At 69.8% G+C, this 13,996-nt stretch carries 12 protein-coding genes and 1 rRNA gene; 1 reads left to right on the forward strand and 12 read right to left on the reverse strand.

Features of this window, described 5'->3' with window-relative positions:
• Positions 1-164 precede the first annotated feature (164 nt).
• Positions 165-281: ribosomal RNA gene (gene rrf / locus ACIGXX_RS09730) — 5S ribosomal RNA — on the forward strand.
• A gap of 77 nt (positions 282-358) precedes the next feature.
• Here the strand turns inward: rrf and ACIGXX_RS09735 are convergent.
• From ACIGXX_RS09735 to ACIGXX_RS09790, 12 genes are all read right to left on the reverse strand, one after another.
• The gene (locus ACIGXX_RS09735; protein WP_399974409.1) at positions 359-1,030 is read right to left on the reverse strand and encodes a response regulator; all 672 of its coding nucleotides are present in this window, start codon (positions 1,028-1,030) and stop codon (positions 359-361) included.
• Positions 1,027-2,352 carry a sensor histidine kinase gene (locus ACIGXX_RS09740; RefSeq protein WP_399974412.1) on the reverse strand — a complete coding sequence of 442 codons (1,326 nt, stop codon included), beginning with the start codon at positions 2,350-2,352 and terminating at the stop codon, positions 1,027-1,029. Before ACIGXX_RS09740 ends, ACIGXX_RS09735 begins: the two co-directional genes overlap by 4 nt.
• A gap of 25 nt (positions 2,353-2,377) precedes the next feature.
• Positions 2,378-3,178: an ABC transporter permease gene (locus tag ACIGXX_RS09745; RefSeq protein WP_399974415.1), complete on the reverse strand. Its 801-nt coding sequence runs from the start codon at positions 3,176-3,178 to the stop codon at positions 2,378-2,380.
• Positions 3,175-4,110 carry an ABC transporter ATP-binding protein gene (locus ACIGXX_RS09750; protein ID WP_399974418.1) on the reverse strand — a complete coding sequence of 312 codons (936 nt, stop codon included), beginning with the start codon at positions 4,108-4,110 and terminating at the stop codon, positions 3,175-3,177. The genes ACIGXX_RS09745 and ACIGXX_RS09750 overlap by 4 nt, the downstream gene beginning before the upstream one ends.
• Positions 4,111-4,229: 119 nt before the next feature.
• The gene (locus ACIGXX_RS09755) at positions 4,230-5,864 is read right to left on the reverse strand and encodes a type VI secretion protein (RefSeq protein WP_399974421.1); all 1,635 of its coding nucleotides are present in this window, start codon (positions 5,862-5,864) and stop codon (positions 4,230-4,232) included.
• Between the two features lie 3 nt (positions 5,865-5,867).
• The gene (locus ACIGXX_RS09760; protein WP_351168306.1) at positions 5,868-7,292 is read right to left on the reverse strand and encodes an ATP-binding protein; all 1,425 of its coding nucleotides are present in this window, start codon (positions 7,290-7,292) and stop codon (positions 5,868-5,870) included.
• 17 nt (positions 7,293-7,309) lie between these two features.
• On the reverse strand, positions 7,310-8,869 hold the full coding sequence (locus tag ACIGXX_RS09765; RefSeq protein ID WP_351168308.1) for an SCO6880 family protein: 1,560 nt from the start codon (positions 8,867-8,869) through the stop codon (positions 7,310-7,312).
• A complete protein-coding gene (locus ACIGXX_RS09770; protein ID WP_399974425.1) occupies positions 8,866-10,221 on the reverse strand; it encodes a hypothetical protein in 1,356 nt (451 codons plus the stop codon). The genes ACIGXX_RS09765 and ACIGXX_RS09770 overlap by 4 nt, the downstream gene beginning before the upstream one ends.
• Positions 10,211-11,053: a hypothetical protein gene (locus ACIGXX_RS09775; RefSeq protein ID WP_399974428.1), complete on the reverse strand. Its 843-nt coding sequence runs from the start codon at positions 11,051-11,053 to the stop codon at positions 10,211-10,213. The genes ACIGXX_RS09770 and ACIGXX_RS09775 overlap by 11 nt, the downstream gene beginning before the upstream one ends.
• Before the next feature lie 204 nt (positions 11,054-11,257).
• Complete coding sequence (locus ACIGXX_RS09780; RefSeq protein WP_160505898.1) at positions 11,258-11,566, reverse strand: hypothetical protein; 309 nt, start codon at positions 11,564-11,566, stop codon at positions 11,258-11,260.
• Between the two features lie 236 nt (positions 11,567-11,802).
• Entirely contained in the window at positions 11,803-13,554 is a 1,752-nt protein-coding gene (locus ACIGXX_RS09785; RefSeq protein ID WP_399974432.1) for a hypothetical protein, read from the reverse strand.
• Between the two features lie 127 nt (positions 13,555-13,681).
• Positions 13,682-13,903, reverse strand: a complete 222-nt coding sequence (locus tag ACIGXX_RS09790; protein WP_351168316.1) for a hypothetical protein — start codon at positions 13,901-13,903, stop codon at positions 13,682-13,684.
• Positions 13,904-13,996 lie beyond the last annotated feature (93 nt).

A 13,996-nucleotide genomic window follows, 5' to 3' on the forward strand; every position in this document is an offset into this window, starting at 1 on the left:
GTTGATAGGCCAGATCTGGAAGCCCGGCAACGGGTGGAGGTGACTGGTACTAATAGGCCGAGGGCTTGTCCTCAGTTGCTCGCGTCCACTGTGTTGGTTCTGAAACCACGAACAACCCCGTATGTCGGGCCACGACTACGGTGCGGTTGACAGTTTCATAGTGTTTCGGTGGTCATAGCGTGAGGGAAACGCCCGGTTACATTCCGAACCCGGAAGCTAAGCCTCACAGCGCCGATGGTACTGCAGGGGGGACCCTGTGGGAGAGTAGGACGCCGCCGAACTATTATTAACGGGAAACCCCCGCACCTCTGGTGCGGGGGTTTTCTGCGTTTAGGGCCCGCCAAGGGCCCTTTTGCATTCACTCCGGCCGCACCAATTTCGTGTCGTACGCCAGAATGACCGCCTGCACCCGGTCCCTCGCCCCCGTCTTGGCGAGAATCCGGCCCACATGCGTCTTCACCGTCGACTCCGCCAGGTGCAGTCGGCCCGCGATCTCCGCGTTCGTCCAGCCCTGCCCGATGACCGTCAGGATTTCGAGCTCCCGGTCCGTCAGTGAGGCCAGGCGCGGGTCACGGGTCGGGTCGGCGTCCGCGCCCGAGCGTGTCGGCAGGTGATCGGCGTACGCGTCGAGGAGGCGGCGGGTCAGGCTCGGGGCCACGACCGCGTCTCCCGTGGCGACCGCCCGGATGCCGGAGAGGAGCTCCTCCGGCAGCGCGTCCTTGATGAGGAAGCCGGATGCGCCCGCGCGCAGGCCCGCGTACGCGTATTCGTCGAGGTCGAACGTGGTGAGGATCAGGACGCGGGTGCGGTCGCCCGCGGCCACGATGCGGCGCGTGGCCTCGATGCCGTCGAGGCCCGGCATGCGGATGTCCATCAGGGCGACATCCGGGTGGAGTTCGGCCGTCATGCGGACCGCGTCGCTGCCGCTGCCGGCCTCTCCCACCACCTTCATGTCGTCCTGGCTCTCCAGGAGCATGCGGAAGCCGAAGCGTTGCATCGGCTGGTCGTCGACGATGAGCACGGTCGTCACTGGGCGGGTTCCTTGGGGAGACGGAGTACGACTTGCCAGCCGCCCGGCGGGTGCCGCAGCGGGCCTGCCTCAAGTGTCCCGTCGTAGAGGGCCGTTCGCTCGCGCATTCCCGTCAGACCCCTGCCGCCGGGGCCCGTGGTCGAAGACGCCGCGGTTGGAGTCGGTGGCGCGCCGCCCACACCCGTGTCCGTCACCGTCACCCGCACCGCGTCATCGCCGTACGCGACCTCCACGTGAGCGGTCGCCTCCGGGCCTCCGTGCTTGAGGGTGTTCGTGAGGGCCTCCTGCACCACGCGGTAGACCGTGAGCTGGCGGCCCGCCGGGAGCGAGTCGGGCCGGCCGCTGACCGTGTTGCGTACCGGGAGGCCCGCTGCCCTTACGCCGTCGATGAGGTGGTCCAGGTCGGTGAGTGCGGGCTGTGGGGCGAGTGCGGCACCCTCCTGGGCCTGAGGCGCGTCCTCCCGCAGTACGTCAAGGAGTCGGCGCAGCTCCGTCAGGGCCTGGCGGCTCGTGGTGCCGATGGCCGTCAGGGCCTGGGCCGCGCGCTCCGGGGACTTGGCGGCGGCGTACGAACCGCCGTCCGCGAGGGTCGTGATGACCGAGAGGTTGTGGCCGATGATGTCGTGCATCTCGCGGGCGATACGCGTGCGTTCGGCGTTGGTGGCCAGCTGCGCCTGCTGGTCGCGCTCCACTTCGAGCTGCTTGGCGCGCTGCACGAGCGATGCCATGTATTCCTGGCGGGTGCGGACCGCGATGCCGAGCAGCGCGACGATCGCGAAGCTCATCATCGTCGACACGACCTGCTGGTCCCAACTGCCCTGCGGGTGGCGGACGTGGCCGACCACGGGCGGCAGCACGAGCAGGGCGTACGACCAGGCCAAGGTGCGCGGCGGAAGCCGTGTCGCGATGTTGAAGACGACGATGAGCAGTGTGAGCGAGGCCTGTAGGACGGCGCCCGTCCAGTTGTTGATCAGGGACGCGAACAGCATGACCGCGTAGACCGCGAGCGGATGGGTGCGGCGCCACAGGAGTGGCACCGTGACGGCCAGCGTGATCGCGTACAGCGTCCAGGCCGGGACATCCGTGTTCTGGGCGATGTTCCGCCAGCCGTCGCCCACGAGGTCGATGAACGCGGCGAACACGAAGAACCCGGTCAGATGGAGGTCCCAGGCCCATGGATGCCGCCGGTCGAAGGCCCGCAGCCACTGGAGGCAGCGCTCCACGTACCGCGTCAGCGGCTGGGCGCCCGCGGACCAGTCGTGGTCCGGGGCGCCCTGGCGGCTTCCGCTGCCGTCGGGCCGCGGGGAGGTCCGGGAGGTCACGGTTGCATCCTCGTACGGGAAGCGCTCATACGTCGCGTCGCTTCAGCAGATACGCCGCCGCTGCCAGCGACGCCACCGCCCACGCGCACAGCGTCAGCAGGCCCGCGCCGGGCGAGAGGTCGCCGGACGACGTCTGCACGGCGGCGAGGGACTCGGCGGCCGGCAGCGGGAAGTAGTTCAGGAGGTCGCGCACCAGGTCGTTCGGGATCATCGTGGCGAGCTGCGGCAGGAGGATCAGGCCGCCGACGTACGCGCCGATCGCGCCCGGGATGCTGCGCAGGGCCGAGCCGAGGCCGAGCACGATGACGCCGATGAGGGCGGTCCCGGCCGCGGAGCCCGCCACGGCGCGGGCGATGCCGGGGTCGCCGAGCGACGCTTCCAGGTCCGAGCCGCCGAGGAAGATCTGGGCCAGCGGGAACGTGAGGAAGTCGGTGATCAGGAGCGTCCCGAGCGCGACCGTGCCGAACACCGCCGTCTTCGCCCAGAGCACCGGCAGCCGGTGCGGCACCGCGGCCATCGTGGCCCGCACCATGCCCGTCGAGTACTCGCCCGCGGTGATGAGGATGCCGAGGACCGCGATCGCGACCTGGCCGATCTGGGTCCCGAGCAGGGCGTAGGTGACCGGGTCGATCTCGTTGGCGGGGTCGGGCGTGTAGGTGGCACCGACGATCATGCCGATGACGACGGTGAAGACGCTCGCCACGCCGATCGTGATCCAGGTCGAGCGGAGCGTCCACAGCTTGTGCCACTCGGAGCGGAGGATTCCGCGGGTGGAGAGACGGTAGGGGGCGGTTGACGTGGGGGCTGTTGCCGTCGCGGTGCTCATGCCGCCGCTCCTTCCGGCACGCCGGGGGAGACCGACGCGACGTACTCGACCGAGTCCCGCGTCAGGTCCATGAAGGCCTGCTCCAACGATGCCGTGTGCGGGGTGAGTTCGAAGACCGGGATGCCGTGGTGCGCCGCCGTGCGGCCGATGTGCTCGCCGTCCGTGCCGCGTACGTCGAGGACGCCCGGCGCGTCACTCGTGATCTGTACGCCGGGTGCGGCGAGCAGCTCGCCGAGCAGGCCCGCCTCGGGGCTGACGACCTTGACGGAGCCCGTGCCGGACTCGCGTACGAACGCCTCGACTGTCGTGTCGGCGAGGAGCCTGCCGCGGCCGATGATGATCAGGTGCTCGGCCGTCAGCGCCATCTCGCTCATGAGGTGCGAGGAGACGAGGACCGTACGGCCTTCGGCGGCGAGGGACTTGAGGAGGTTGCGGATCCACAGGACGCCCTCGGGGTCGAGGCCGTTGACCGGCTCGTCGAGGATGACCACGGCCGGATCGCCGAGGAGCGCGGCCGCGATGCCCAGCCGCTGGCCCATGCCGAGCGAGAAGCCCTTCACGCGCTTGCGGGCCACCTCATGGATGCCCACCAGGTCGAGGACCTCCTCGACGCGGCGGCGCGGGATGCCGTGCGTGTGGGCCAGGGCCATCAGGTGGTGGAAGGCGGTGCGGCCCGGGTGGACGGACCGGGCCTCCAGGAGCGCGCCCACCTCGTGCAGGGGCGCGGTGTGCGTGGCGTACGTCCGGTCGCCGACGGTGGAGCGGCCGCGGGTCGGGGCGTCCAGGCCGAGGAGCATCCGCATGGTGGTGGACTTGCCCGCGCCGTTGGGTCCGAGGAAGCCGGTGACGGTGCCGGGGTGGACGGTGAAGGACAGGTCCTCCACGACGGTCTTCTCGCCGTAGCGCTTGGTGAGTTCGTATGCCCGAATCATGCTTCTGATGCTGGCGCTCGCGAAGGTGCGCGGCGTCGGACCAGGGGCGGGACGTGGGCGGTGGCGGGTAGTACCGCGGTAGGACGGGAACCCCGAGGGGACCCCCGCCCCGGTCCTGTCTAGCCGGGGAGTTCCGTGTGGGGCCAGCGGGTGCGGGCCTGTTCGCGGGAGCGGAGGAGGGCCAGGGTGGGCAGACCGCGGTCCGCGCCGGTGGTCAGGAGATCCGGGAGCTGGGGGAGCGGGGCCACGGCGGCCACGTCGTCCAGGACCAGCGTCATTGGTGGGTCGAGCCGACCGGAGGATGACCGTTCGGCCATGCGCCGGCCGTGCTCGACCACGCTTGAGGCGAGTGCCGTGAGGAGGGGCATGGCCCCCGGACCCTTGGGCGATTTGGGGTCCTCGATGGCTTCACCCACCACGAAAAGCGTGCCCCCTTCATCGATGAAGGAATCCAGGGTGAGGGCATCTGTTCTGTTTGGGGTGCAGGATTCCCGTACGTTCAGGGTGAAAAGGGCGGAGAGTGCGCGGGCGGTCAACTCCTGGGCCATGTCGCGGCGTTCGGGGTATGCCGTGAGCGCCGCCTCCAGTTCGCCCGCCGCGCCCGATGCTGCCTTCTGGTGCGTGCGCAGGACCCGTACGGCGTCCTGGACTCCCGTTCCCTGGGCCCAGCGGTGTACGTGCTTGACGGGGCGGCCGTCCACCGCTGCCGCGTGGAGGAAGCTGCGCAGGAGGGTCTCGGCGGTGTCGGCGACGCTGCTGTCCAGCTTGGCGCTGGGCCTTATGGCGGCCAGCAGAGCGGTGGCCCGCTGTGCGGCCACTGCCTTGTCCTCGCAGTTGGTGGTGGGGGACCAGTGCATTCTTGCGGGGGTGTCGCAGAGGTGGGAGGGGTCGTAGACCAGGACCGGGCCCAGCTTCGCTCGGGCGTCCTTGGTCTCTTCCCACAGGGTGGGGTCCGAGGTGAGTACTAGGGCTGCGCTTTCCGCGTCGCGGATGGCCTGGATCGCGTGCGCGCGGCGGGTTTCGGCGGGGCCCAACACCAAGGGCGTACGGGGGGTGGGGACCGTGGCTGCTTCCGTACCCGGCGTCTCGGTGCCGTACCCCTCTGCGCGGCTGACGCCCTGGTCATCGGCGCCCGGCGGTGTGGGCTGTGCCCACCCGTTCCGCCCTGCGGAACGATTGCCCACAGCGGGGACGGCTGCTGGAGGAGCGTGAGCGGGAGCGGCCTCGGCGGAAGCCGTCTCGACCGGGGTCGTCTCGACCGGGGCCCTCTCGACCGGGGTCGTCTCGACCCGTGTCGTTTCGACCGGCGTCGGCTCCGCCGGAGCGTGCGTCGCCGGACGCGGTGCCAAGTGGCCCTCGCGTCTCGCTCTCCGGACCGCCCGCCAGCGCGTCACCGTGCCCATGACGAAGATCGTCAGGACCACCAGCACCATCAGCTGGCCGATCAGCAGGCCCCAGAACAGGCCGTAGCCCGTGAGCTGGGCGGCCGGGGTCGCCGGCCACGCGCCCGCGATGTCGTGCGGCTGCTGCAACAGATGCCGCATCGCCACCGGCGTATTGCCGAAGGTGACGTTCTGGGGCCAGGAGCCGTGCGAGAAGAAGCCCGCGAGGCCCGTCGCCGACCAGACGAGGACCGTCAGGCCGAGCACGAAGGCGAGGCCGCCGACCAGCACGCCGTCGGGAATGCCCCGTTCACGCGACTCACGGCGGCCGCCCCGGTCGCGGTATTCGGGCTCGGGCTCCCGGTAGGCCATCCCTTACGCCACCCCGGAACGCGACGACGACGACGGGCCGTTCATCTGCTGCTCCATGTACGCCGCACGCTCCTCCGCCTCCAGTTCCGCCGCCCGCAGCGCGTCGTCGCCGAGCAGTTGGTCCGCCGACGACTCCGTCATCGCGCGGTCGGTGAAGACCAAGGGGCGTTCGGTCTCCGTGATCAGGTGTTTGACCACCTGGACGTTGCCGTTCACGTCCCACACCGCGATGCCGGGCGTGAGGGTGGGGATGATCTCCACCGCCCAGCGCGGCAGGCCCAGCACGCGGCCCGTCGCTCGCGCCTCGTCCGCCTTCTGGGCGTAGATCGTCCTCGTCGACGCCATCTTCAGGATCGCGGCCGCCTCCTTGGCCGCCGCCCCGTCCACCACGTCGCTGAGGTGGTGGACCACCGCCACGAACGAGAGTCCGAGCCGTCGGCCGAACTTCAGCAGGCGCTGGAAGAGCTGCGCCACGAAGGGCGAGTTGATGATGTGCCAGGCCTCCTCGACCAGGAAGATGCGCTTCTTCCTGTCCGGGCGGATCCAGGTGTGCTCCAGCCAGACGCCCACGATCGCCATCAGGATCGGCATCGCGATCGAGTTCCGGTCGATGTGCGAGAGGTCGAAGACGATCAGCGGGGCGTCCAGGTCGATGCCGACCGTCGTCGGGCCGTCGAACATGCCCCGCAGGTCACCGTCGACCAGACGGTCCAGGACGAGCGCGACGTCCAGACCCCACGCCCGTACGTCGTCTATGGCGACGTTCATCGCTTCCGCGGACTCCGGCTCCGGGTGCCGCAGCTGCTCCACGATGTCCATCAGGACCGGCTGCCGCTCGACGATCGTCTCGTTCACGTACGCGTGGGCGACCTTGAGCGCGAAGCCCGAGCGCTCGTCGAGCCCGTGCCCCATCGCGACCTCGATGATGGTGCGGAGCAGCGCGAGCTGGCCCGTCGTCGTGATCGCGGGGTCCAGCGGATTGAGGCGGATCCCCATGTCGAGCGCGGCCGTGGGGTCGAGCCGGATGGGAGTTATACCCAGCTCCTGGGCGATGAGGTTCCATTCGCCCACCCCGTCCTCGCCCTGCGCGTCGAGCACGACGACCTGCCGGTCCTTGAAGCGCAGCTGCCGCAGGACGTACGTCTTCTCCAGGGCCGACTTGCCGTTGCCCGACTCGCCGAGCACCAGCCAGTGCGGGGCGGGGAGCTGCTGGCCGTACAGCTGGAAGGGGTCGTAGATGTACCCCTTGCCGGAGTACACCTCGCGCCCGATGATCACGCCGGAGTCGCCGAGGCCGGGGGCGGCCGTCGGCAGATAGACGGCCTGGGCCTGCCCCGTCGACGTACGCACCGGAAGTCGGGTCGTCTCCACCTTCCCGAACAGGAAGGACGTGAAGGCGTCCGTGAGGATGGTCAGCGGATCCCGCATGTTGGCAGCCCTCGCCTCTAGCGTCGGATGCCGGTCGCGAACGGCAGCGTATTGACGAAGGCCCTGTGGTGCTCGCGGTCGCACCACTCCAGCTTCAGATACGACTTCCCGGCCGAGGCCCGGATGGTGCGCTTGTCGCGCGCGAGGGCTTCGGGGGAACGGGACGAGACGGTGATGTAGCCGACGAGATTGACGCCGGCCGCGCCGCTCGCCAGGTCCTCGCCGCGCTGGTCCAGACGGGAGTTCGATGCGATGTCACGCGGGTCGACCGTGCGGTTCAGCTTGGCCTGGCGGCTCGCCTCCGCCTCGTCGTTCGTCTTCTCCGTCAGCATGCGCTCGATGGCGACCTCGGTGGGTTCGAGGTCCATGGTCACCGCGACCGTGCGGATCACGTCCGGGGTGTGGACGAGCAGCGGGGCGAGGAAGTTGACGCCGACGGGCGTCATCGGCCACTCCTTCACCCAGGCCGTGGCGTGGCACCAGGGGGCGCGGGTGGAGGACTCGCGGGTCTTGGCCTGGAGGTAGGTGGGCTCCATGGCGTCGAGCTCGGCGGGCCAGGCGTTGCGCTTCGTCATCGCCTGGATGTGGTCGATGGGGTGGTCCGGGTCGTACATGGAGTGCACGAGCGAGGAGAGACGTCCCTGCCCGAGCGGCTGCCGTACGCGGATGTCGGCTTCCTGGAGCCGCGAGCAGATGTCGGTCAGCTCACGCGCCATGACGACCGCGAGACCGGCGTCCTTGTCGAGCTTGCGGCCGCCGTGCGGGCGGCTGGCGCGGGCCATCGCCTGGGCCTCGGCGGCCAGGTCGCGCGAGTAGTGCATGCAGGCCACCAGATAGGCGCGGTGCTGCTCGCTGCTGGTGGAGACCATCGACTGGAGCTGCTCGTACGACTGCTGGAGCCAGGGCAGTGCCCGGTCGTCGCCTCGTACGCTGACGTCCTTGGCGTGGGCGTCCGGGTCGGCCGGGAGGGTGCGCGCGAGGATCTGAAGGCGCGTCACGAACCCGTCGCCGTTCGCGACGTGCTTGAGCAGCGTCCCGAACCGGTCGACGAGGGCCTCCTGGTCCTCGGAGTCGCGCAGACCGACGCCCGGTCCCTCGATCTCGATGGCGGCGGTGACGGTGCGCCGGTCGGCGTGCAGCAGCACGGCGATCTCGTCGGGGCCGAAGGGCGCGGCCAGCCAGCTGATGCGCCCGATGCCCGGCGGCGGGCCGACCTCGATCTCCTTGCCGTCGAAGCGGATGCCCGCCTCGGGGGTGGCGGAGCGGTAGGCGGTGCCGCGCTTGAGGGAGCGCTTGTAGCTGCGGTTGATCTCGAACCACTTGTAGAACGTGCGGCCCTTGTAGGGGACGTAGACCGCGGCGATCGCCAGCATCGGGAAGCCCATGAGCAGCACGATGCGCAAGGAGAGGACAGGGACGAGGAGTCCGCACATCATCCCGAGGAAGGCGCCCGCGATGATCATCGCGATCTCGCCGGTCTCCCGGTTCTTGCCGACGATCGCGTTGGGCCGCGCGCGGCCGATCAGATATGTGCGGCGGGGCGCGACCGGTTGCGACACGTGGGACTGAGTCGTCAACGCCCTTCACCTCCCGTGCGTTTGGTACTTCCAGTGGAACCGTTTCCTGCGCCGCCGCGGTTGCGCGCGTGCGGAGTGCTGGTCGCGCTGCCCCGGGGCGGGGGTGCGGCGGAGGGGACAGATCCGCCGCCGTTCGATGAGCCGCCGCCTCCGCCGGGGCGGCTGCTGTGGGCGGCCACGCCGCCGCTCAGGGGGTTGGCGGGCCGCGCCTGGCTGTTGCCGCCTCCGCCGCCGCCTCCACGGGAGCTGTGGGTCTTGATCCCCTGGGACACGAGGGACGCGGGGGAGGAGATGACGGCCGCGGCACGGTTCTCGGCGCCCTGGGAGATGCGGTTGTTCCGGGTGTTGGCGATCTCGTCGCCGAAGCCGGGGACGAAGCGGTAGATCATGGCGCTCGCGAAGATGGCGAGCAGGATGATCGAGAGCCCGGAGACGACCGCCGAGAAGGAGTCGGGCCCGTCGTCGGCGGAGAGCGCTCCGGCGAGGCCGAGCACGATGACGATGATGGGTTTCACCAGGACCACCGCGATCATGATCCCGGCCCAGCGGCGGACGTGCGTCCACAGGTTCTTGTCGACGAGACCCGCGTACACGACGGTGCCGAGGAGCGCGCCCACGTAGAGCAGGGCGGCCCGGATGACGAGCTCCAGCCAGAGGATGCCGGCCGCGAGGATCGACACGAGCGAGACGACGATCAGCATGATCGGCCCGCCGCCGATGTCGTCGCCCTTCTTCAGCGCGGCGGAGAACGTCCCGAAGAACGTGTCCGTCTGCCCGCCCGTCGCCTTCGCGATGACGTCGCTCACGCCGTCGGCCGCCGAGACGACCGTGTAGAGGATCAGCGGCGTGAAGGCGGAGGCGAGGACCGTCAGCCACAGGAACCCGATGGCTTCGGAGAGCGCGGTGGTGAGGGGGACGCCGCGCACCGCGCGCTTGGCCACCGCGAGGAGCCAGAGGAGCAGGGTCAGGATGGTCGACGCGGCGAAGACGACCGCGTACTGCTTGAGGAAGCTGGGGTTCGTGAAGTCGACCTCGGCGGTCTTCTTCACGGCTTCGGAGAGCTTGTCGACGGTCCAGGAAGCGGCTTCGGCGCAGCCCTTTGCCAGGGAGGCGAGGGGGTCGGCGGTGGAGTCGATGGGGGCGTCGGTGGGGTACTCACCGCTGCCTCCGCTGCTGCTGCCGCCGTCTTGGCCTTTTTCGCAGTACTTTTTTGCCGGGCCCGCGATCAGCTCGCAGGGGTCGTCCTTCGGCTCCGGGGCTGCGAAGGCACGTGTGGCCGTCAGCACCGCTGCGGTTTGCGCCGCCGCGAGGACGGCGGTGACCTTCAGTGCACGGCGTGGGCTACCGGGCATACGTGAACCCTCCGTACTCCTTGACCGCCTCGCCGATCTCGTCGGCTCCGGAGATGGGGTTGTCGCCGTTCACCGGCGTCGGTCCGGACTTCTGGCTGGAGTCCAGAACCTTCCAGTCGTCGTCACTCCACTTCAGCTTCATCGTCACGGTGAACCAGCTGCCCGTGACGGGGTTGGTGGAGTTCTCGCCGGTGAGCCCGAACAGGCCACTGCACCAGACCTCGACGGTGGCGCTGCTGGCGCTGTAGCTCTTGATCTTGGTGCCGGCGGGCAGCGTGCGGTTCACGAACGTGCTCCCCGCAGGTGCACTGCCGGCGTTGTTCAGCCCGATCTTCTTCAGGAAGGCCTGCGAATAGTCGGAGTCGAACCCGTTCTGCAGCTTGTTCACCGAGCTGGGGTCAGCGATGGTCTGCACGATCTGGTGCCGACGGGTCTGGTTGAACATGCCGTCAGAACCCAGTGCCGACGCATAGTTCGCGGCAGCGGACTGGACACCCTGCTCGCTCTTCGCGAACCCGGAAGGAATCCCGGCCGTCTTGCCGTCGACGGGCTGCTCCCCGGTGGCGGCGGTGGGATCCGCCCCCGCCTTCTTGCCGTCGCCGCCTCCCCCTCCGGAGGAGGACCCCTCACCGCCGCGGTTCGCGAAGGCGATGGCCGCGATGAGCACCACCACCACACCGACCACCGTCACGAGGCTCCGTGACGAAGAACGGCCGGATCTGCGCCCTCCCCCGTACCCGTCCTGGCCGCCCCCCTCGCCCTCGGGAAGCCGCGTCCGGGTCTCGCCCGAGCCGCCGTAGAGGCCGTCGTTCCGCTCGTCGTCGAGACTCATGCCGCGTACGCCCCCTCAACCTCTCGGTGAACCGCCACGTACGACGGTAGCCGTGCTGGTTCCCGCGCGGGCGCGGTGTGGTGACTCGACATCAGGGAGTTGCAACCTCAGCCGGTGGGCACGACGGGTGGGTGGGTCGGAGGGGGACAGGGGGAGAGGGGGACGGGGGGACAGGGAGACGGGGACGTACGTGGGTGGCGGGCGCTAGACCGCCATGCCGTACACGATGGTGAAGACCGTGCCGAGCGATCCGATGATGAAGACGCCGGTCAGGCCCGCGATGATCAGGCCCTTGCCCTGCTCCGCGCTGAAGGTGTCGCGCAGCGCCGTCGCGCCGATGCGTTGCTTCGCCGCGCCCCAGATCGCAATGCCGAGACAGAGGAGGATGGCGATCGCCATCACGACCTCGATCATCACCCGTGCCTCGTTGCCCAGGCTCCCGAAGGGACCCCAGTCGGGGGCGATCCCGCCGATGATGGTGGTGATGTCGCCCTTTTCGGCTGCCATAAGCATGTGTAACTCACCGCCCCTAGTGGGTTGTTCTGTCACCTCTGCCTACCGCAGTACAGAGGACAGCTCATTCTCGCCGACAAATGGGCCAGTGCATGTCGACTTGGCGTCATTCGTTGGCTGAAACGTATGGTCACTCTGTGTATCACGGTGAGTGACGCCGGGCAATGACGGCCCGGCGTGCCCTCTGACCAGGTCTCATTCTGACCTGGTCCGGTGACGGAGACTCACATCATGGGTCATGTACGCCCGTCGAGGCCATCGAGACCGTCCAGGCCGTCGAGACCGCCGAGCCCGCCGCCCGTCACTACGTACGAACAGTCGGTGTAGCGGTAGCCGGGCTGGACCTTGCTGCCCTCGGCATTGTTGCGTACGCCGCCCACGCCGCTCGCGTCGCGCTTGTAGAGGAAGTGGTAGTCGCCCGGGGGCAGGTTGAGCGTCTTCTGGGGGTGGCCCTTGCCCGCGAGGCAGGCCTTCTTGCCCTGGGCCTTGCTGGTGTACGTCTTGCAGCCGCCGCACGAGGCGAGCTTGATGCTGCCGGTGGTGGGGCCGGTGTAGAGGACTTCGAGCGTTCCGGGGCCGCCGTTCTCGACGACGTACGTCAGTTTCGCGCCGCCCGGCGCCTTCGTCGGGGGCAGGCTGCTTCCGGCCGACGGGCGGGCATCGGCGATCTCGGCGGCGATGGCGATGTCCTTGGCGCGGTCGCGCTTGCCGTTGCTCTTGTAGGTCCCGGCGAAGTTCTTGAGCGTCTTGGCCGCTTCCGCGAACTTCCCGTCCTTGAACTCGTCCACGCCGCACGCGTACACCCCGGACTCCACCGCCCCGGCCGCGTCGCCGGAGAGGCCGCCGCCCGCGTCGTCGGGGAGGGCCTTCGCCGTGGAGCCGATGCCGCGGAGCTCGTCGGTGGCCTTGCAGGGGTCGGAGCCCTTCAGGTCCGTGGAGCGCGCGTCGATGGCGGCGCGGATGGCGGGCTCGACCTTCGCTGCCTGGTCGGAGTCGGGGAAGGTCCGCAGGAGCTCGCCGAACTCGGCGCCGCCGGCCGCCGCTCCGAGACCTTGGGCGCCGCACTCGTAGAGCGAGGTGGCGAGACGGTCGTCGGGCCAGGTGGCGAGGGTGCCGACGCGGTCCTTGCCGAGGGAGCCGGGGAGGGTGCGGAGGTACTTCAGGGGCTCCAGGGCCTCGCAGTACTTGCGCTCGTCGTACGGGGCGGCGACGGACTTGTAGTACGCGGTGAGGCTGTCCGGCACGCGCTCGGCGGCCTTCGACCCCGGGTGGTCGTCGCCGAGGTCTCGGTAGATGGCGAGGGCGGAGCGGTAGTCGTCCTCGGCGGCGTCGAAGGTGCGGCCGTCGGCTGCCGTGACGATTCTGTCGGCCTTGTCGAGCCGGTCGAGCAGCATCTCCTCGACGGCTTCGTCGCGCGCGGCGTCGTACGCGATGACGCCGCCGGCGGGCACGGCGAGCAGGACGAGCCCGAGCCCGGCGGCGAGCGGCGCGCGCAGCGGCCAGCTCTGGTGGGTACGGAGCGCGCGGCGGGCCCCGTCGGCCGCGGCGAGGACGAGAAAGGCGATGAACCCGACGAGTACGCCACCGGGGACGCCGTCGACCTCGGCGGGAAACGCCACGAAGAGGAGCCCGACGGTCGCGGCCCAGCAGAGGGCGGCGAGGAGCCAGCGCTTGAGGAGGACGTAGCCGAGGCCGAGGCCGGTGAGGTTGAGGAGGCCCGCGGAGAGGGCGCGCAGGGCGTCGGGGGCGGGAGGGGGCGCTGGCGCGGGCAGCGGTGCGGGCGCAGGCGCTGGCGCGGGTGGGCCGTAGGTGGGCGGGGCTGCGGGAGGCGGCGGCAGGGGCGGAGGCGACGAGGGGGGTGGCGGCGACGAGGGCGTCGGGGGCGGGGGTGCCATCGGGGGCGGGGGCCCGAAGTGGCCTCCCTGGCCCGGCGGCACCGCGTCGTTGGGCTCTGCTCCCGGCGTGGCGTGCTCGTCCCCAGGTTGCATGTTCGGCTCCCCCCAGCCGTCACAGCACAGCGCTTTGATTTGCGCTCAATTCCCCAACGATCGGGGAAAGTTGGACACTCGTCAACAGCCCGCGCACCCTCCGTCCCTCCTGCCTGCCCGCCCGCCTTCAGCCGCGGCGGCCGAGCGCCTTCGCCCGGGTGTGCCCCCAGCCGGTCAGGAGAAGGCCGGCGGTGGTCGCCATGCCGTAGGCGGCCAGGAGGGCGGCGAAGCCACCGGGGAGCCAGCCGAGGAAGCCGTTGTAGTCGTGGTCGATGAGCAGTCGGATGAGGCCTTGCGCGGCGAAACACATCAGGACTGCGCCGAGGATCTGCAGGATGTCGTACTTCACGATACGAACGTATCAACGGCGCAATGGAATTTCCCTATCTAGAAAGGAATATCTCTCTATTACGTCACACATTCGAGGTCCTATAGTGGGAGT

The sequence above is a fragment of the Streptomyces sp. NPDC055243 genome (assembly GCF_044544025.1).
Classification (GTDB): domain Bacteria; phylum Actinomycetota; class Actinomycetes; order Streptomycetales; family Streptomycetaceae; genus Streptomyces.

Excerpts from the sequence above, each read along its gene's own strand:
- ACIGXX_RS09745 (WP_399974415.1), bottom strand. The coding sequence starts at position 3,178 with ATGAGCACCGCGACGGCAACAGCCCCCACGTCAACCGCCCCCTACCGT.
- ACIGXX_RS09780 (WP_160505898.1), bottom strand. The coding sequence starts at position 11,566 with ATGCTTATGGCAGCCGAAAAGGGCGACATCACCACCATCATCGGCGGG.
- ACIGXX_RS09750 (WP_399974418.1), bottom strand. The coding sequence starts at position 4,110 with ATGATTCGGGCATACGAACTCACCAAGCGCTACGGCGAGAAGACCGTC.
- ACIGXX_RS09770 (WP_399974425.1), bottom strand. The coding sequence starts at position 10,221 with ATGCCCGGTAGCCCACGCCGTGCACTGAAGGTCACCGCCGTCCTCGCG.
- ACIGXX_RS09785 (WP_399974432.1), bottom strand. The coding sequence starts at position 13,554 with ATGCAACCTGGGGACGAGCACGCCACGCCGGGAGCAGAGCCCAACGAC.
- ACIGXX_RS09775 (WP_399974428.1), bottom strand. The coding sequence starts at position 11,053 with ATGAGTCTCGACGACGAGCGGAACGACGGCCTCTACGGCGGCTCGGGC.
- ACIGXX_RS09755 (WP_399974421.1), bottom strand. The coding sequence starts at position 5,864 with ATGGCCTACCGGGAGCCCGAGCCCGAATACCGCGACCGGGGCGGCCGC.
- ACIGXX_RS09760 (WP_351168306.1), bottom strand. The coding sequence starts at position 7,292 with ATGCGGGATCCGCTGACCATCCTCACGGACGCCTTCACGTCCTTCCTG.